Genomic DNA, 18328 nt, shown 5'->3' with positions numbered 1-18328 from the left:
ATAGTTCCGCGGGGGAACCAGTAAGCGGATCACGACGTTCCCAGTGCTCTGAGCAGCGACAGTCGCTGAACGCGGGAGTAGACCACGAGGTTCCCGGCCGGCCTGTCGCACCGGACGACCCGGTCCATGATCCGCCACTTGTTGAACACCATCACCAAAAGAGGGCCGGGTGCGCCCCAGAAGGCGGCCACCAGGCAATTTTTTCATGTGAAGGATTTCACGAACTCTTTTGGCGGCCATCAGCGAAAGGCCCCCGAGGAGCCCTCCGCAGCCGCTCATACGCTATCGATCCCGCTCAGGCGATGCTCCACGCGATGCCGTCGAGGATGTCGTGTTCGCTCACCACAACCTCCTCGGCGCCGGTCCTTTCCATGATCGAAAGGAGCACGAGGGCGCCCGCCGCGATCACGTCGACGCGGCCCGGATGCATCGCCCCGAGGGCCGCCCGTTCGGTATGAGTCGAGGTCAGCAGCTTGCCCACGATCTCGTCGACATGATCGGCTCGAATCCTCGCGTGATGGATGGCGGCCGGGTCGTACTCCGCCAGCCCCAGCGCGATGGCGGCGATGGTGGTGACCGAACCGGCCAGCCCGACCAGGGTGTGCCCGCCCCCGTCCGGGCGGCAGACCCCGGTGAGGGGCACGGTTTCCCCGGCCAGGTCCAGCGCCCGGCCGATATCCGCTTTGATGGCACTGATCTGACCGGCCGTTGGCGGATCGGTCACTTGACCCTTGACGATGAGATGCCGCTCCGTCAGCCGCACACAGCCGACGTCGACGCTGCGGGCCGCCCGCACCCCGTCGTCGCCGCTGACGAACTCCGTCGAGCCGCCGCCGATGTCCACCACCAGGAACGGACCGCTCAGATGCTCATGGCCGGTCAGCTCCTTGGTCGCGCCGGTGAAGGAGAACGCCGCCTCCTGATCGCCGGTGATCACCTCGGGCTCGACGCCCAGGATCTCCACGACCCCGCGCACGAACTCCTCGCGGTTCTCGGCGTCCCGCGAGGCCGAAGTGGCGACGAAGCGGACGCGCTCGGCGCCCAGCCCGCGTATGACCTCCGCGTACTCCCGGCACGCGGCGAAGGTGCGCTCCAGCGCCTCGGGGGCCAGCCGCCCGGTGCGGTCCACGCCCTGGCCCAGCCGGACGATCGTCATCCGGCGGTCCAGCTCGGTCAGCTCGCCGGTGTCCGGGTCGGCGTCGGCGACCAGCAGCCGGATCGAATTGGTGCCGCAGTCCACGGCCGCCACGCGGGTCATGCGCTCTCCTCCTCGGCCGAGGCGGCGCAGGGCGCGACGCACGGGCCCTTGCGCCACCACTCAGGCAGCATCGCGATCGCCTCGTCCCCGAGCGGATTGACCCCGGGGCCGGCCGCGAGGGAGTGGGCGACCAGCACGTGCAGGCACTTCACCCGGTCCGGCATCCCGCCCGCGCTGGGGAAGCCCTGGAGCACCTCGATGGTGTCGCGGCGCGCGATGTAGTCCTCGTGGGCGGCGCGGTAGGCGGCGGCCAGCTCGGGGTCGGTGCCCAGCCGGGCCGTCATCTCCTTCATCACGCCCTCGGCCTCCAGCGTGCCGATCGCGGACGCGGCGCGCGGACAGGTCAGGTAGTAGAGGGTGGGGAAGGGCGTACCGTCCTCGAGCCGCGGCGCGGTCTCCACGACGTCCGGATTGCCGCAGGGGCAGCGGTGCTGAACCGCGCGCAGGCCCCGGGGCACGCGGTTGAGCTGCTCCCGTACGGCGTGGATGTCCGCGTCGGTGGGCGCGGTGGGCTCCGTCTGGGGCGGGGGCGTATCCATGAGTTTGGAAAGTTCTTCTTCTTCGTTTCGGTTCGAACACCGGGTGCGGCCGGCGGCCGGAGCGCGGCGCCTCAGCGGCGCGCGCTGCCCGCCCCCGCCGCGTCCGCCGTGTCCACGGCGTCCCAGAGGTTGGTGTACCAGGGGCGGCCGGCCGCGCCCCGGTCGGTGGAGTGCTCGGTGAGGCCGGCGCCGTCCACCACGCTGTAGCCGGTCTCCCCCGGCATCAGGAAGTGCAGCCGCTCCCGGGCCTGCTGCTCGGTGTAGGCGGGGTCGCGCAGCCGGGCCTTCCGCTCCCGCAGCTTCTTCACGTCCTCGCGGGCCCGCTCGGCCTCGTGCCGCTGCTCGGCGATGTCGGAGCGCTGGGAGATGTACTGCCGCATCGGATAGGCGAGCGCCACGACGAGGGAGCAGACGACCAGCGCGAGCAGGGCGGCCCGGCCGGTCAGCCGGCCGCGGCGGCGCTTGGTGCGCACGCGGTAGACCCGGGCGGCGGCGTGCTCGCCGAGCGCCTTGAGCCTGGTCGCGGTGGAGAACCGTTCCCGATCCGCCGGCACGTCGCCTCCCCGGTGGTGACTTCGCTTGGGTAACGCCGTCGAGCGGCGCCGTCCCCGGCCACGGTACGGGACCGCGGCCGGGGACGGGCGTCAGACGTGTCCGCTCAGCCCTTGAAGCGCGGGAAGGCGGAACGGCCCGCGTACACGGCGGCGTCGTCGAGGATCTCCTCGATGCGCAGCAGCTGGTTGTACTTGGCCACCCGCTCGGAGCGGGCCGGGGCGCCGGTCTTGATCTGGCCGCAGTTGGTGGCGACGGCCAGGTCGGCGATGGTGACGTCCTCGGTCTCACCGGAGCGGTGCGACATCATGCACTTGTAGCCGTTGCGCTGGGCCAGCTCGACCGCGTCGAGGGTCTCGGTCAGCGAGCCGATCTGGTTGACCTTGACCAGCAGGGCGTTCGCGGTGTCGCTGTCGATGCCGCGGGACAGCCGCTCGGGGTTGGTGACGAAGAGGTCGTCGCCGACCAGCTGGACCTTGTCGCCGAGCTGCTCGGTGATGGTCTTCCAGCCGTCCCAGTCCTCCTCGTTCAGCGGGTCCTCGATGGAGACCAGCGGGTACGCGGCGACCAGCTCGGCGTAGTACGAGGTCATCTCGGCGGCGGAGCGGGACTGGCCCTCGAACTGGTACGTGCCGTCCTTGTAGAACTCGGAGGCGGCGACGTCCAGCGCGAGCGCGATGTCCTGGCCCGGCTGGTAGCCGGCCTTCTTGATCGCCTCGACGATCAGGTCGAGGGCCTCGCGGTTGGAGCCGAGGTTCGGCGCGAAACCGCCCTCGTCGCCGAGGCCGGTGGACAGGCCGCGCTCCTTCAGCACGGACTTCAGGGTGTGGTAGACCTCGGCGCCCCAGCGCAGGGCCTCGGAGAAGGACTCCGCGCCCACGGGCGCGATCATGAACTCCTGGATGTCCACATTGGAGTCGGCGTGCGACCCGCCGTTGAGGATGTTCATCATCGGCACCGGCAGCAGATGGGCGTTCGGGCCGCCGAGGTAACGGAAGAGGGGGAGGTCGGACGCCTCGGAGGCGGCGTGCGCGACGGCGAGGGAGACGCCGAGGATCGCGTTGGCGCCGAGCGAGGACTTGTCCGGGGTGGCGTCCAGGTCGAACATCGCCTGGTCGATCAGCCGCTGCTCGGTGGCGTCATAGCCGACCAGCTCGGGGCCGATCTGCTCGATCACGGCGAGGACGGCCTTCTCCACGCCCTTGCCGTTGTAGCGGTTCTTGTCGCCGTCACGGAGCTCGAGGGCCTCGAAGGCGCCGGTGGAGGCGCCGGACGGCACGGCGGCACGGCCGGTGCTGCCGTCGTCGAGGCCAACCTCGACCTCGACCGTGGGGTTGCCTCGCGAGTCGAGGATCTCGCGAGCTACGACGACGTCGATGGACGGCACGAGGTTCTCCTTCGTATGGGTCTGCGGTAGCAGCACGAGCCTAACGGGCCGGGAGGGCTGCGCCCCGCGTTCGCCCGCCCCACGAGACGGGGGCGTGACACAAAAAGCCAGATTCTGGATCAAAAATCCAGATTTCTTGCGCATTGGGAAAGCCCCGGCGGGGCGCGCCATAGTGGGCGGCACGCCCGGCCGGGGCTCGTCTCTCGCGGCCGGCCTCAGGAGAGGTCCTCGGGGGGAGTCCTCGGGCCGGGGCCGTGACCGTGGCTCAGCGGAGGTGCAGCTGCTGGCCCGGGAAGATCAGGTCGGCCTGCTCCACGATGTCCTTGTTCAGCTCGAAGAGCTTCTTCCAGCCGCCCTTGACGTCGTGGGCCTTGGCGATCTTGCCGAGGGTGTCGCCGGACTTGACCTTGTACTCGCCGTCACCCTTCTTGATCGGGCCACGGGTCTGGTGCCGCGCGGCGGGCTCGGGCGCGGTGTGCGGCTGCGCCTTCGGCTGGGCCTTCGGCTGGGCCGGCTTGGCGGCCGGGGCCGACTTGGTGGTCGGCGAGGACTGGCTCTGCGAGCCGGAGGGCGCGGACGGGGCGGACGGGCTGCCGCCGGAGGTCAGACCCTTGCCGCAGACCGGCCAGGCGCCCTTGCCCTGGCTGCCCAGGACCTTCTCGGCGATCTGGATCTGCTGGGCCTTGCTGGCCTTGTCCGCGGTGGAGGCGTAGGCCGTGCCGCCGTAGGCGGCCCAGGTGGAGCTCGAGAACTGCAGGCCGCCGTAGTAGCCGTTGCCGGTGTTGATCGACCAGTTGCCACCGGACTCACACTGCGCGACCTGGTCCCACTGGGAGGTGGTGGCCGCCGAGGCGGAGGTCGCCCCGATGAGCGGTGCCGCCACGGCGGCACCGGCGAGACCGGTGAGCGCGGCGATACGGGTGGCCTTGGAGGGGCGGCGGTGCTTCCCGTTGGACTTGAGCATTTTGGTTCGTTTCCTCACCGACGCCTACGAGGTGAGCTGTCGGGTTCGGACGTGAGTTGCCCGGCCGGTCGCGATGGTCGCTCCCGGCTTCACCCCTAGCCGACGAGCCCGTTTCCACAGGCCATTCGGCACCTACCTTGGGTCCCCCGCTCCTGCCTTCGGCGCTGACGCGTCGGTTCCCCCCGACCGCCGGCAGGATTCGGCGTGACGATCGACGGTGCCCGCGGTGGCGAGCGGAAAGACGGTAAACACACCTTCCAAGAACGTTCAAACACCCCAAGGGCAGCGAATGGGGCTGTAATTGATCTCACCCGGCCCACATCGGCGCAGGTGGGGCCGGGTGAGGAGGGATCGGACACGAGGTGCGGCCCGGAAGATGTGACGAGATGTATGTCTCACCGGGTCCAGATCGGGCAATTCCCCCCGAATCACTGCTCCCTGATGGTGAGGTCAAGTCGCTGACCAGGGATGATCAGATCGGGGTCGGTTCCGATGAGGTCCTCGTTGGTTTCGTAGAGCCCTTCCCAACCCCGGGACACATTCTGGTGCTCGGCGATTCCTGACAGGTTGTCACCGGGGCGAACGGTGTAATCGTCGTCCGTGGAGCTCCCGTCGCGGTCCGAAGCGCCGCGCGAGGCATGGCGCCCGGAGGGCCGTGCGCTCCCCGCATCGTCGTCGTCGGCCCGCTCCCCGGCGTCCGGGGCGCCGCGGTGGCGGCCGGAGGGCGCCGGGTCGGCGGAGGGGTCCGCCGAGGGAGTCCTGGAGCCGTCCGACGCCGAGGGGCTGTCCGAGTCCGAGGGGCCGTCCGACGCCGGGTCGTCCGACGCGGAGCCGTCCAGACCGTCGGGGGACTTGGAGGTGTGGGGCGCCTCCGGGTCCTCGGCCGACCCGGACGCGTCCGGCGCGTCCGGCTTGTCCGCGCTGTCGGACGTCCCCGGACGGTCCGCGTCCGAGGAGGAGCCGTCCCGCCCCCGGTCCCCCGGGTCGTCCCCGCCGCGACCCGTCCCCCGGTCCGGGGTGGCCGTGCTGCCGGGGTCCACATCGGGGGCGCCGCCGCCGTCGGTGAGCCCGGCGCCCAGCGCACAGCTCGGCCAGGCGTCGGGGCCGCGGTCACCGAGGATCGCCTCGGCGACGGATATCTGCTGGGAGCGGCTGGCGAGGTCGGGGCGCGGGGCGTACTCCGTGCCGCCGTACTTCTTCCACATGTCGAGGGTGAGCTGGAGCCCGCCGTAGAAGCCGTTGCCCTCGTTGGCGCTCCACATACCGCCGCTCTCGCACTCGGCGACGTGATCCCATGTGGTGGTCTGGGCGGCCTGTGCGCCGGCCGCCCCGAAGAGGGGCATGGCGAGGCCCGCTCCCGTGACCCCCGCCGCGACGATGATGGCCGGGGCCTGACGGGGGCGACGGTGTCGACCATTACCGGAACGCATGCGATTGACCTCTCCTATGGCGCTATGGCGCTATGGCGACAAGGTTTGCCGGTGAACATAGCGAGGGCACTCGATCATCACAAGGCGATGTATCCCAGGTCACGCCAAGGTCACACGGCTGATGATTCGTCACGTATGTCCGGCCGTACGGGCCTTGGGGGTCCCGGACGCCCGTCTCTTCGGGTCTCAGCCGTCCGCGGAATCCCAGGTCACCGGGAGCGTGCGCAGCCCGCGCATGATGAGCCCGCCGCGCCACCGCAGATCGTCCGGATCCAGTGCGAGCCGCAGTCCGGGCAGCCGGCGCAGCAGGGTGGCGATCGCGGTCCGGGCCTCCAGCCGGGCCAGCGGGGCGCCCAGACAGTAATGGATGCCGTGGCCGTAGCCGAGGTGCTGGTTGTCCCGGCGGGTGAGATCGAGGACGTCCGGCTCCGCGAACCGCTCGGGGTCCCGGTCGGCCGCGGCGAGCACCACCAGCACCGGCTCCCCCTCGGCGATGTGCTGCCCGGCTAGGGTGAGCGGCTCGGTGGCGAACCGCCAGGTGGCGATCTCCACGGGTCCGTCGTAGCGGAGCAGTTCCTCGACCCCGGCGGCGAGCAGCCGCTCGTCCCCTTCTTCCAGGGCCCGCTGCATGAGGGCGCGCTGCTCCGGATGGCGCAGCAGCGCGTAGACGCCGTTGCCGATGAGATTGACGGTCGTCTCGAAGCCGGCGAAGAGAAGGATGAAGGCCATGGCCGCGGCCTCGTTCTCGGTGAGGTGCTCCCCGTGGTCGCTGGCCCGGATCAACCCCGAGATCAGGTCCTCCCCGTCCTCTTCTTCCCCGCGCTCCGCGAGTTCCAGGCGCTTGCGGTGGATCAGCTCGCCCAGATACGCCCGGATCCTCTTCACGGCGCGGGCCACTCCGCCGCGCGGGCCACCGCCGTGCCGGATCATCGCGCCCGCCCAGTCCCGGAAGTCGTCCTGGTCCTCGCGCGGCACCCCGAGCAGATCGCAGATGGCGTAGATGGGGAGGGGGAAGGCGAACTCATGGATGAGATCCGCCTCTCCCCTCTCTTCGAAGGCGTCGATGAGCTGATCGGTGAGGGTCCGTACCCGGGGGGCGAACGCGGCCACCCGGCGCGGGGTGAACGCCTTCGACACCAGCCGCCGCAGCCGGGTGTGGTCGGGAGGGTCGATATTGAGCAGATGTGTCATCAGTTCGGCGCGCCGCTCCCCCGGGATGCCCACCTTGCCCTTGGCATGGGCCGCCGCGCTGTGCCGCTGGGGGTTCTTCGAGAGCCGGGGGTCGGCCAGCGCCTTCCTGGCGTCGGCGTAACGGGTCACCAGCCAGGCGTCCACACCGCTGGGCAGCGTGGTCCGGTGCACCGGGGCGTGTTCGCGCAGCCAGGCGTACGCGGGGTAGGGATCGCTGGCGAACTCCCAGGTGAAGAGGGTGGGAGCGGAGCTGTCACGGGGCTGTTCCGACACCCCCCGACGATACCGGCGAGGGGCCGCCCTCCCCCCGGTCCGCCGGAAGTAACGACAGACAAAGAGAAATAAGGGAATAAGGAGAACAAAGAGAATAAGGGAGTCACGACCGGGATGAATGTCCAGCGGAATTCCCCATTCATCTCCACACACCCTTCACCGCCCATACACAGCCGGGGTCGAATGCCCGGTATCTGATGGCTGGGACCGCCGTTCGGCGGATGCCCGCGCCGCCCCGTTACGAACCCCCGGCACATGCCCTGACGTCGGTCAACACGGTGAACGGGGGGTGTGGCTGAAACAACGTGAGGTGAACGAATGGGACTGGGGCACATGCACGGGGCCCAGTGATACCGGTGATACGATCACCGCGCTTGCCAGGCGAGCCAAGGGCGCGTAAGACACACGGCGATCCGGCGCATCACGCCGAGAGGATCCCCACTCTGAGGAGCATTATGCCGCCAGTCGGGCATACGGAGCCGTTCCGGCGCACCGACTCCTGTGCGCTGCCGTCGGCAAGACGAGTGCGATGTCCCCGGAACCCGCGGGCGCCGTACGGGCGCTGACTTACCGCCGCTCCGACCATTCCAGACGCATAACGCACCACACCTCCCTAAAGTCCCTGGCGGTCTAGTCGTTTAAAGAGAGTCTCAATGACGCAATATCTACAGGATCCAGCGCTCTGGGCCCTGATCGCTGGCACGCCTCTCGCCGCAACCGCCATTATCCGCGGGCGAAAGGCGCGAGCGAATCTGCGCCAGGAGAAGGCGGAGCTAGAGAAACGCGCGGCCGACCTCGAGAACAATTACGCCGAGGCGGTGCAGGAGGCCCACAGCCGCGCCGAAGAGGCCACCAAGAGCGCGCTGAAGTCCGCCATGCGTACCCTTCAGGGCCTCGCCAACGAGCAGCAGCTCGCCATCTCCAAGACACAGGACAAGTACGGCGAGCACCAGATTCTCCAGGACCTCCTGGAGATCGACCACATGAACTCGCAGTTCGGTCGGCGTGCGCAGTCCATCGCGGTTCTCTGTGACGGCTGGCTGGGCCGGCAGCGCGCCGTCGCCTCGGTGTACGACGTGGTGCGCAGCGCCAAGGGCCGCATCCGTCACTACACCCGGGTGGAAATTCGCTCGCAGAGCAATTTCGCCCTGGTCAGCCGGGCCGTGGAACCGGTCGCGCTGGCACTGGCCGAGCTTTTGGACAACGCGACCAGTTACTCCGCGCCCGACTCGCCCATCGACATCACCATCCGCACCGTCCCCAAGGGCGTCTGCGTCATCATCGACGACGCGGGCGTCGGTATGAACGAGGAGGAGAAGAACCGGGCGGACAAGCTGCTCTCGGCCACGCACGCCACCGGTGTAACGGGACTGGGCAATCCGCCGCAGTTCGGTTTTGCGGTGATCGGTGTGCTCGCCGCGCGCTATGGCTTCACGGTGTCCGTCGATTCGGCCTCTCCCTACGGTGGTGTTCGCGCGGTCGTGCTTCTCCCCGAGGACCTTCTGACCAATATGCCCGAGCCGGAAGAGCAGCCGACGACCCGCGCTCCCGCCGCGGCCGAGCAGCCGGAGCCGAGCGGTTCCGCCATGGCCAGTTCCACCGTGAGCGGTTCCACCCCCGGGGGTCTGCCCAAGCGTCGCCGTAAGGGGGCGATTTCCATCGTCCCGAGAGCAGACTCCACCACTGCCGCGGCCCGGACGAGCGAGGAAACCGCATCGATCATGGGCGCGTTCCAGCGCGGCACTCAGTCCGGCCGCTCAGCAGCAAACCCGAACAGGGAAGGGCATGATCCTCAGTGAACAACGACCTGTCATGGATGCTTGAGAGCGCCCTGGAAGTACCAGGGGCTCGTCATGCGATCCTGGTTTCCGCCGACGGTCTGCTGATGGCCCGTTCTCAAGAGGTCAAGAAGGACGAGGCCGATACCGTCGCGGCGGCGATGAGCGGCATCCAGTCGCTGAGCCGCACCATGGCCGGCTTCTGCGGTGGCACCCATATGACGTGGCGCCAGACCCTGGTCGAGTTCGACGGTGGCTGGGTCTTCCTCATCTCCGCGGGTGAGGGCGCGTATCTGGCGGTCTCCTCCGCGCCGGATGTCGACATGGCCGACATCACCTTCCGGATGCAGCAGCTTGTCGGGCAGCTCGGCAAGGCGCTGACCACACCGCCTCGCGAAAACACCGGAATTCAGGCATGACGGCACCAGGCGAGCAGGAGCCCGAATCCGCCCAATTAGTGCGACCGTACGTCATCACCAACGGTCGAGGGCTGCCGGAGAACGACCAGTTCAACCTGATCACGCTGGTCACCGCCTCCGAACAGAGACCCCCCAGCCATCTCGACCCGGAGAAGCGCGGGCTCTTGGAGCTGTGCTCGGGTGGTTATCTCTCGGTCGCGGAGATAGCCGGACACATGGGACTTCCGATCGGCATCGTGAAGGTCCTGCTGTCCGATCTCTCCTCGGACGGATACCTCGTCACCCGCGCACCCGCGCCTCCGGCGCAGCTTGTCGACGTTTCGCTCCTTCAGGAGGTGCTGGATGGGCTCCAGGCCCGTTTCGGATGATGACGTCTATCTGAACGAAGCGGTGCAGATCGCGGCCAAGATCCTGGTCGTGGGGCATTTCGCGGTCGGAAAGACGACGTTCATCGGCACCATGTCCGAGATTCCTCCGTTGCGCACCGAGGAGCGGATGACTCAGGCCGGAGCCCATATCGATGACCTCATGGGCACCCGGGGCAAGACCACGACCACCGTGGCCATGGACTTCGGCCGGCTCACGCTCAGCGACAGACTTGTCCTGTATCTCTTCGGCACGCCCGGACAGGAGCGCTTCGTCCAGGTGTGGGAGGACATGACCCGAGGCGCCCTCGGGGCACTGATCCTCGTCGATCCCGAACGGCTCAAGGAATCCTTCCCGGTGATCGACCTGGTGGAGCACTACGGACTGCCCTATGCGATTTCCGTCAACCACTTCGACGGCACGCCGGTCCGCCCCGACAACGAATTGCGCGAGGCGCTCGACCTGCTGCCCGAGACCCCGATCGTCACCTGTGACGCACGTGACGAGAAGTCATCGGCCAACGCGCTGATAACGCTTGTCCGTTACCTACAGGAACGTACCCGCTAGGAGCACCTGATGAACATGCAATCGGATTTTCCGGCGGCGCCACCACCCGGCTGCCCCGCCCATGGCAGTGGCAAGCGGGTGCCGCTGCACGGGCCGGAGTTCACCGCCGATCCGGGTGCCTACTACGCGTATATGCGCTCGTACGGCCCGACCGCGCCGGTGGAGCTCTCGCCGGGCGTCGAGGCCACGCTGGTCACGGACTACTCGGCGGCGCTCCAGCTGCTGCAGAACCCGGACACCTTCCGGAAGGACTCGCGCCGCTGGCGTGACTACAACGAGGGCAAGGTCTCCCGGGACAATCCGGTCGTCCCCTTGCTGGAGTACCGGCCGAACTGCATGTTCACCGACGGCGCCGAGCATATGCGGCTGCGCCAGGCGGTGACCGACAGCCTGGCCCGGGTGGATACCCACCGGCTGAGCCGCCATGTCGAACGTGTCGCGGACTATCTGATGGACCAGTTCGTCTCCCGCGGCTCGGCCGATCTGCTCAACGATTATGCCAAACTGCTGCCGCTGTTTGTTTTCAATGAGCTTTTCGGATGCCCTGCGGAAATCGGCGACCGGGTCATCTTCGGTATTTCCGGAATGTTCGACGGTATCAACGCCGAGAAGGCGAACGAGGTCCTCGTCCAGAGCATCGCCGAACTCGTCGCATTGAAGCGCGAGCAGCCCGGAGACGATGTCACCTCCTGGCTTATGGAGCACCATGCCCAGCTGAACGACGGCGAAATGGTTCATCAGCTGGTGCTGCTGCTGGGCGCGGGTGCCGAGCCGCAGCGGAATCTCATCGCCAACGCGCTGCTGCTCCTGCTCTCGGATGAGCGGTACGCGGGGGCCGGGCTGCTGGTCGAGGACGCCCTCGACGATGTGCTGTGGAACAGCCCGCCCATGGCCAATTACGCTCCGCATTACCCGGTTACCGATGTGGACTTCGCAGGAACCCGGCTGCGGGCGGGCGATCTGGTGCTGGTCTCCATCGCGGCCGCGAACAGCGACCCCGCGCTGTCCGCCTCCCGGCAGCAGCTCAGCAAGCGCGCTCACCTGGCATGGAGTGCCGGTCCGCACGCCTGCCCGGCCAAGGACACCGCTCAGCTCATCGGTGTGGTGGCCATCGAGAAACTGCTCAACAAGCTGCCGGACATCGAACTCGCGGTGCCCGAGTCGAGCCTGACGTGGCGCCCCGGCCCATTTAACCGAGGGCTGACCGCACTGCCTGCCCGATTCACTCCGATACGTACGGACAAACAGCCCGTTACGCAGCAACAGATCCCGACGGGTGACCATCGCACCCACGCCCAGAATAAGCAGGAGAAGGGCGGCTTGTGGAGTTCGTTCCTCTCGTGGTGGAGAGCGTGATCTAGGTCACATCGGGAACCCATTTCATACCGCATGAATGTTCAAATGAACGGGTAGGCAGAGTTGCGCAATTTATGTTGGCCAAAATCTAAGAGGAGCTGTCGTGAGGTCTCCCGCCGCCGACGACATCACTGTCGGTCGACGATCAGCGGTTTCACTCATATCCCGACCGCACCCCCACCCCTGCGGCCAATCGAACACCTACCCTAATTTCGCGGAAGCACACACGATGGGAGCCCAGATACCCGCCCCACGGGGCGGGTATCTTCTCGTGGTACGGGAACACCGGGTATCCCCGCCGCCCAAACCAAAACAGCCGTTCCTCTCGATTCAGCGGGAGGTTCGATGAACGGTTTCCGTTCGGGCGAGGCACTGCTGGGTGACGTCGCCACGGGCCAGCTGACCCGGCTGTGCCACGTGGCGGGGCTGAGCGAGGCCGATACGGCCGCGTACGCGGGCGTGCTGATCGAGAGTCTGGGGGCCACGGCGGAACGGCCGCTGGCGCTGCCGCCCCCGTCGCGCACCTTCCTCTCCGACGACCACAGCCCCGTGGAGTTCTCCCTGGCCTTCCTGCCGGGCCGGACCCCGGACCTTCGGGTACTGGTGGAGCCGGGCTGCTCCGGCGGGGACGACCTGGCGGAGAACGGCCGGGCCGGTCTGCGGTCGATCCACGCCATGGCGGACCGCTGGGGGTTCTCGACCGACCAGCTCGACCGGATCGAGGACCTGTTCCTCCCACCGTCCCCCGAGGGCCCGCTGGCCCTGTGGTGCGCCCTGGAGCTCCGCCCCGGCGGGGTCCCCGGGGTCAAGGTCTACCTCAACCCCTCGGCGAACGGCGCCGACCGGGCCGCCGAGACGGTCCGTGAGGCACTGGCGAGGCTGGGCCACGGCCAAGCGTTCGACTCGCTGCCCCGGGCGGAGGGCTTCCCGTTCTTCGCCCTGGACCTCGGCGACTGGGACGCCCCGCGGGTGAAGGTCTACCTCAGGCACCCCGGCCTGTCCCCCGCCGAGGCGGGCTCCCTGCCCCGGATGACCCCCGCACCGGGCCGGGAAGGGCTGGAGGAGTTCTTCCGCACCGTCGGTGACCTCCCCGCCAGGGACCTCACCGACGACGAGGGCGCCGACCGGCTCACCGGGCGCCCCGCCCTCACCTGCCACTCCTTCACGGAGACGGCGACCGGGCTGCCCAGCGGATACACGCTCCACGTGCCCGTCCGCGACTACGTCCGGCACGACGGCGAGGCGCGGGAGCGGGCCGTGGCCGTGCTGCGCGGCAATGGCATGGACAGCGCGGCCCTCGACCGGGCGCTGGCCGCCGTGAGCCCGCGCCCCCTCGGCGACGGCGTGGGCCTGATCGCCTATCTGGCCCTGGTCCACCAGCACGGCCGGCCGCGGCGGGTGACCGTCTACGTCTCCTCCGAGGCGTACCAGACCCGGCCGCCCCGCGAGACGGTCCCCACCGGTGACCGGGTGCGGGCCCGGCTGTGAACTCCGCCGGGACACCGAACTCCAGGACGCCGGGCACCGAGCACGCCGGGACACAGAACTCCGGGACACCGCACGCCGAGCACGCCGAAACACCGAACGACGAACAGACAGGAGCAGGGGCAGCGTGGAGCCGTACAGGATCAAGGTTGTCGAACCGATACCCGTCACCACACGGCAGCAGCGCGAAGCGGCGCTGAAGCGTGTCAACTACAACCTCTTCGACCTGCGCGCCGAAGAGGTGACCATCGACCTGCTCACCGACTCGGGCACCGGGGCGCTGTCCGCCGCCCAGCTCGCCGCGGGGATGGCGGGCGACGAGTCCTACTCGGGCTCCCGCTCGTTCTACCGCTTCCACGAGACGGTCACCGAGCTCACCGGCTACGCGCACATCCTCCCCGCCCACCAGGGGCGCGCCGCCGAGCGCGTGCTGTTCACCACCCTGCTGGAGCGCGGCGACCTCGTACTGTCGAACACCCACTTCGACACCACCCGGGCCAATGTCGAGCTGAACGACGCCGAGGCGCGCGACCTGCCGTGCCCGGAGGCCAAGAACCTCGACAGCACCGACCCGTTCAAGGGCAACATCGACCTGGACACGCTCGCCCGGACGCTGTCCGGGCCCGACGGCTCCCGGGTCGCCGTTGTGGTCATGACCATCACCAACAACGGCGGCGGCGGCCAGCCCGTCTCCATGGAGAACCTCAAGCGGACGGCCGCCCTGTGCCGTCAGCACGGGGTGCCGCTCTTCCTGGACGCCGCCCGCTTCGCCGAGAACGCCTGGCTGGTCACCCGCCATGAGGAGGGCTACCGCGACCGCACCCCCCGGCAGGTCGCGGAGGAGGCGTTCCGCCTGGCGGACGGCTGCATGATGAGCGCCAAGAAGGACGGCATCGTCCACATCGGCGGCTTCATCGGCACCAACGACCCGGAGCTCGCCCAGAAGTGCGAGCTGCTCCTCATCGCCACCGAGGGATTCGCGACCTACGGCGGTCTGGCCGGACGCGACCTCGACATGATGGCGCAGGGGCTGACCGAGGTGACCGAGCCGAGCTATCTCGCCGAGCGCGCCGAGATCGCCTCCCACCTCGCCCACCGGGTCCGCGCCGCGGGCGTGGACATCGTCGAGCCGCCGGGCATGCACGCGCTCTACCTCAACGCCGGGCGGTTGCTGCCGCACATCCCGCCGCACCACTACCCCGGCCACGCCCTGGCCTGCCAGCTCTACCTGGAGGGCGGCATCCGCTCGGCCGAGCTGGGGTCGCTCTACCTCGGTGAGGAGGACGAGCACGGCAACCCGATCAAGAGCGCGCCGTACGAGCTGGTCAGGCTCGCCCTGCCGCGCCGGGTCTACACCCGCAGCCACTACGACCACGTGGGCGAGACGCTCGCGAAGATCGCCAAGAACGCGGACCAGGTGTACGGCTTCCGGATCACCGATCAGTCCCCGATCCTGCGCCACTTCCGCGCCACGCTGGAGCCGGTGCCCGTCAGGGGCTGACCTCCGCACGGCCGCACGCACGACCGCACGCACCACCACACGCACGACCGCACGCGGGCCCGGCACCGGACACCACCGGTGGCGGGCCCGCGTCGTACACACGCCTCGCGCGTCCCGCCTCGTACGCCTCAGCCGTTGCCGAACGAGCCGCTGCTGCCCTCGCGCCAGGTGGGCCGGTCCTCGGTGCCGCCCTTGCCGGAGTCCCGGGTCCCGGAGCCGCCCAGGTCGTACGGGAGCCGACGGCTGCCGTCCCGGTGCAGCTCATCGGGCTCGCGGTTCTGGGTGACATAGCCGACGCTGTCCTCGTCGTCCTGGTGCCCCGGGCCATGGCCCGCCGCCCGCGCCTCGTGGTCGGCCTCCTGGGCCTTCTGCCAGGAACCGGCGCGGCGTTGCGGCTGCTGGGGCGGGACCGGCTCACGGGCCCGTAGCCGTATCCCCCACCACACGGCCCCGAAGCACAGGATCACGACCACCAGCCCGACGATGAACGGCCCCGTCCCGACCAGCAGGTCCCGGGTCACGGCGAGATCCTCGGTGTACGTATCCATGGCGGCCGGGTACCCGGACCCGCCCGGATATCACTCCGGCCCCACCTGCGTCACGCACGGCCCGGCGTCACCGCCCGGCGTCACCGAGGAGCCCCCGCGTCACCGCCCGGCGTCACCGAGGAGCCTCCGCGTCACCGCCCGGCGTCACCGAGGAGCCTCCGCGTCACCGCCCGGCGTCATCGGGGAACGCCCCGCGTCACCGCGCCGCGGAGCCCTCCGCCGCCCGGATCGCGTCACGGTAGGCGCGGGCCGCCGCGCGCAGCGCCGCCTCCGGGTCCACGCCGTCCGCCTCGGCGCGCACCGCGAGCGCCAGCAGCTCATAGCCGATGCCCGCCCCGTCCGGCAGGGCCACGTCGAGCCCGGCCATCCGGGCGCGGGAGGCCAGCTTGGCGGTCAGCGCGAGCGAGGGCTGACCGAGCGGCACCCCTTCGGTGACCGAATCGCGCCGCTTCTCGGCCGCCTTGGTCCGCAGCCAGTGGCGCCGGACGTCCTCCGGGGTCTCGGCGGCCTCGTCGCCGAAGACATGGGGATGGCGGTGGATCAGCTTGTCCACGATGCCGCCCGCCACATCGTCGATCGAGAACGGGTGCTCGGGGTCGTCCTGGGCGATCCGGGCGTGGAAGACGACCTGGAGCAGCACATCGCCGAGCTCCTCGAGCAGCGCCTCGCGGTCGCCCTCCTCAATGGCCTCGACGAGTTCGTACGCCTCCTCGATGCCGTACTTCACCAGCTCCTCGTTGGTCCGGGTGCCGCTCCACGGGCACTCGGCCCGGATCCGGTCCATGACCTGCACCAGGTCGAGCAGCCGCGCGCCCGGCAGATCGTAGGAACCGGGCAGCAGCTCCAGGTCCGGCATCGCCTCCCGGCCGGATCCGGCCAGCCGCGCCAGCCCGTCGGTCAGCTCGGACTCGCCCTCGGCGGAGGTGATCACGACGGCCGTGCGGCCGCCCTCCGCCACGCAGTAGTCGACCAGCTCGCGCGCGCCCGGTGCGCCCGGCTCCACCTCGACGCCCGCATCCCGCAGATACGGCAGCTGCGGATGGTCCGGATCGCCGGAGAGCACCCGGTCGGCGCCGCGCAGCGCCTGCCAGGCGGGCCAGGACAGCAGTCCGGGCGCCACCCGGTGGCTGGTGGTGAGAAGGACGATGCGCCCGGTGGGGGCGGCGGCGTCGGCGGGGACGGACGAGTCAGCTGCGGTCACCCTTGCAACGTAACTTACGCCTGCCCGGGGGTACCGCCGGAGGTCCGCAGCCATGCCTCCTTGGCCAGGACGGCGGTGCCCTGGGTGTTGTCCCACTTTCCGTAGCGGGGGTTCACCCGGATGTCGAGCGCCTTGGAGGTCTGGGTGAACACCTGGTTGACCTTGGAGGTGCCGAGCTTGCGCAGCAGCGCGTTGCGCGTGAGGTCCATCCGGACCGCCTCGTCGATCCCGCCGGGCGCGATGCCCTGCTGGAGATACAGGGCGCGCAGGGCGGTGGCCCCGCCGCTCTGCTTCTCGGCGGCGGAGCGGGCGCGCTGGACCTCGCGGCGGGTGGGGTGGATCCCGTTGTCCTCACCGGCCCGCTCAATCACCCGGAACTGAATCATCCGGATCAGCGTGTCCTGGCTCAGCCGGCCGCTGCCCGCGACCATCTGAGCCGCCCTCGGGTCATTGCCCTGAGCCTGGCGGACGGCCTTGACCTGCGACTGGAGCTCGGACACGGTGATCCGCCCACCGTCCAGGACCGCCGCGGCACCGGGCCGCGGGGCGTCGCCGCACGCGGTGATCAGTGGCGCGGAGAGCAGCAGCGCGGACGCGGCGGAGACGGAGAGCGCAGTACGGCGGCGGATCATTGAGCCTCCCGGCAGAGATCGTGCGGCGCGACAAACGATCTGGCGTTGATCGATGGTATGGAGTCGGCGCGGCCTAGGCCACTGCTTGGACAACGATTCACCACGGTCTTGGTCAGCCTCCGGCCCCCGGCCCGCCGCCGGTCGCCCGGAGCCGGTGGCCGCCGTCGGCCTCCACGAGCTACCGCCCGCCCGAGCGCGCGGGCAGCTTCGTGCCGGGGCAGCCGCCCAACACCCGCGTCATCGCGCTCTTCTCGGCCCCGGTCACCCACAGCCCGTACGTCTTCTTCACCGCCACCTGGTGCGCCACATAGTCACAGCGGTACGCCTTGTTGGGCGGCAGCCAGGTCGCCGCGTCACCGTCGCCCTTGCGGCGGTTGGCCGAGGCGTCCACGGCGATCAGATTGAGCGGATCGTTGGCGAACGCCAGGCGCTTGGCCCGGTCCCACTTCTGGGCGCCCTTCTGCCAGGCGTCCGACAGCGCGACCACATGGTCGATGTCCACCTTGCTGTGGCCCCGGACGAACCGGACATCGCGGCCGGTGTACGGATCGTCGGTGAGCGTGCCCGAGGCGACCAGGCAGTGGCCGTCGCGGAACCTCACGTCCTTCAGGTCCCGCTTGAGGATGTCATCGCGGGTCCCGCAGCCGTTGTCGTCGGTGTCCACCCACGAGCTGCCGAACTCGCTCCGCTCGTAACCCGTCTTCGGCGCACGGCCTTTGACTGTGAGCGAGGACACAGCCGCCAGGGCCGAGCCGGACGCCGCGGGCCGGCTCGGACCGCTCCCGCCCTCGTCAGCGCCCTTTCCGTCCTGGTCACCGGCCTTGCAGCCGCCGACCGCCAGCAGCACCGCCAGCACCGCCGCGGAACTTCGCATCGGTATG

General features: G+C 69.6%; 19 protein-coding genes and 1 riboswitch. Of the genes, 7 read left to right on the top strand and 12 right to left on the bottom strand.

The window, feature by feature from the left end:
- Window positions 1-29 precede the first annotated feature (29 nt).
- The 8 genes from ACZ6TD_RS28060 to ACZ6TD_RS28025 form a co-directional block, all read right to left on the bottom strand.
- Complete coding sequence (locus ACZ6TD_RS28060) at window positions 30-191, bottom strand: hypothetical protein (RefSeq protein ID WP_471342585.1); 162 nt, start codon at window positions 189-191, stop codon at window positions 30-32.
- Between the two features lie 104 nt (window positions 192-295).
- Entirely contained in the window at window positions 296-1258 is a 963-nt protein-coding gene (locus ACZ6TD_RS28055) for a Ppx/GppA phosphatase family protein (protein ID WP_471342584.1), read from the bottom strand.
- Window positions 1255-1797 carry a DUF501 domain-containing protein gene (locus ACZ6TD_RS28050; protein ID WP_471342582.1) on the bottom strand — a complete coding sequence of 181 codons (543 nt, stop codon included), beginning with the start codon at window positions 1795-1797 and terminating at the stop codon, window positions 1255-1257. The genes ACZ6TD_RS28055 and ACZ6TD_RS28050 overlap by 4 nt, the downstream gene beginning before the upstream one ends.
- Before the next feature lie 71 nt (window positions 1798-1868).
- Window positions 1869-2351 carry an FtsB family cell division protein gene (locus ACZ6TD_RS28045; protein ID WP_471342581.1) on the bottom strand — a complete coding sequence of 161 codons (483 nt, stop codon included), beginning with the start codon at window positions 2349-2351 and terminating at the stop codon, window positions 1869-1871.
- Between the two features lie 104 nt (window positions 2352-2455).
- Window positions 2456-3736 (bottom strand): phosphopyruvate hydratase, encoded by a 1281-nt coding sequence (gene eno / locus ACZ6TD_RS28040; protein WP_191069721.1) that lies wholly within the window; start codon window positions 3734-3736, stop codon window positions 2456-2458.
- Window positions 3737-4001: 265 nt separating this feature from the next.
- Entirely contained in the window at window positions 4002-4700 is a 699-nt protein-coding gene (locus ACZ6TD_RS28035) for a transglycosylase family protein (protein ID WP_471342579.1), read from the bottom strand.
- A gap of 6 nt (window positions 4701-4706) precedes the next feature.
- A riboswitch (cyclic di-AMP (ydaO/yuaA leader) is annotated at window positions 4707-4874 on the bottom strand.
- A 254-nt stretch (window positions 4875-5128) separates the two neighbouring features.
- On the bottom strand, window positions 5129-6130 hold the full coding sequence (locus ACZ6TD_RS28030) for a transglycosylase family protein (protein ID WP_471342578.1): 1002 nt from the start codon (window positions 6128-6130) through the stop codon (window positions 5129-5131).
- Window positions 6131-6316: 186 nt separating this feature from the next.
- On the bottom strand, window positions 6317-7594 hold the full coding sequence (locus ACZ6TD_RS28025; protein WP_471342576.1) for a cytochrome P450 family protein: 1278 nt from the start codon (window positions 7592-7594) through the stop codon (window positions 6317-6319).
- Window positions 7595-8247: 653 nt separating this feature from the next.
- Between ACZ6TD_RS28025 and ACZ6TD_RS28020 the strand changes: the two genes are divergently transcribed.
- The 7 genes from ACZ6TD_RS28020 to ACZ6TD_RS27990 all read left to right on the top strand — a co-directional run bounded on the left by ACZ6TD_RS28020 (window position 8248) and on the right by ACZ6TD_RS27990 (window position 15066).
- Window positions 8248-9393, top strand: a complete 1146-nt coding sequence (locus tag ACZ6TD_RS28020; RefSeq protein WP_471342574.1) for a sensor histidine kinase — start codon at window positions 8248-8250, stop codon at window positions 9391-9393.
- Window positions 9390-9791, top strand: a complete 402-nt coding sequence (locus ACZ6TD_RS28015; protein ID WP_201857704.1) for a roadblock/LC7 domain-containing protein — start codon at window positions 9390-9392, stop codon at window positions 9789-9791. Before ACZ6TD_RS28020 ends, ACZ6TD_RS28015 begins: the two co-directional genes overlap by 4 nt.
- Window positions 9788-10159, top strand: coding sequence for a DUF742 domain-containing protein (locus ACZ6TD_RS28010; protein WP_137978293.1), 372 nt, complete (start codon window positions 9788-9790; stop codon window positions 10157-10159). Before ACZ6TD_RS28015 ends, ACZ6TD_RS28010 begins: the two co-directional genes overlap by 4 nt.
- Entirely contained in the window at window positions 10134-10724 is a 591-nt protein-coding gene (locus tag ACZ6TD_RS28005; RefSeq protein ID WP_470012527.1) for a GTP-binding protein, read from the top strand. Before ACZ6TD_RS28010 ends, ACZ6TD_RS28005 begins: the two co-directional genes overlap by 26 nt.
- A gap of 9 nt (window positions 10725-10733) precedes the next feature.
- On the top strand, window positions 10734-12080 hold the full coding sequence (locus ACZ6TD_RS28000; protein ID WP_471342570.1) for a cytochrome P450: 1347 nt from the start codon (window positions 10734-10736) through the stop codon (window positions 12078-12080).
- A 345-nt stretch (window positions 12081-12425) separates the two neighbouring features.
- Window positions 12426-13568 (top strand): tryptophan dimethylallyltransferase family protein, encoded by a 1143-nt coding sequence (locus ACZ6TD_RS27995; RefSeq protein ID WP_471342568.1) that lies wholly within the window; start codon window positions 12426-12428, stop codon window positions 13566-13568.
- A 124-nt stretch (window positions 13569-13692) separates the two neighbouring features.
- A complete protein-coding gene (locus ACZ6TD_RS27990) occupies window positions 13693-15066 on the top strand; it encodes a tryptophanase (RefSeq protein WP_471342565.1) in 1374 nt (457 codons plus the stop codon).
- A gap of 128 nt (window positions 15067-15194) precedes the next feature.
- On the opposite strand, the gene ACZ6TD_RS27985 is transcribed toward ACZ6TD_RS27990, so the two are convergent.
- From ACZ6TD_RS27985 to ACZ6TD_RS27970, 4 genes are all read right to left on the bottom strand, one after another.
- On the bottom strand, window positions 15195-15614 hold the full coding sequence (locus ACZ6TD_RS27985) for a DUF6479 family protein (RefSeq protein WP_471342563.1): 420 nt from the start codon (window positions 15612-15614) through the stop codon (window positions 15195-15197).
- A gap of 196 nt (window positions 15615-15810) precedes the next feature.
- Window positions 15811-16869 (bottom strand): nucleoside triphosphate pyrophosphohydrolase, encoded by a 1059-nt coding sequence (locus ACZ6TD_RS27980; protein ID WP_471342560.1) that lies wholly within the window; start codon window positions 16867-16869, stop codon window positions 15811-15813.
- Entirely contained in the window at window positions 16830-17447 is a 618-nt protein-coding gene (locus ACZ6TD_RS27975; protein WP_471342558.1) for a SurA N-terminal domain-containing protein, read from the bottom strand. The genes ACZ6TD_RS27980 and ACZ6TD_RS27975 overlap by 40 nt, the downstream gene beginning before the upstream one ends.
- A gap of 178 nt (window positions 17448-17625) precedes the next feature.
- Window positions 17626-18321 (bottom strand): HNH endonuclease family protein, encoded by a 696-nt coding sequence (locus tag ACZ6TD_RS27970; protein WP_471342555.1) that lies wholly within the window; start codon window positions 18319-18321, stop codon window positions 17626-17628.
- Window positions 18322-18328 lie beyond the last annotated feature (7 nt).

This window comes from Streptomyces yongxingensis (genome assembly GCF_055597465.1).
This window is presented reverse-complemented; position numbering and strand designations above follow the sequence as displayed.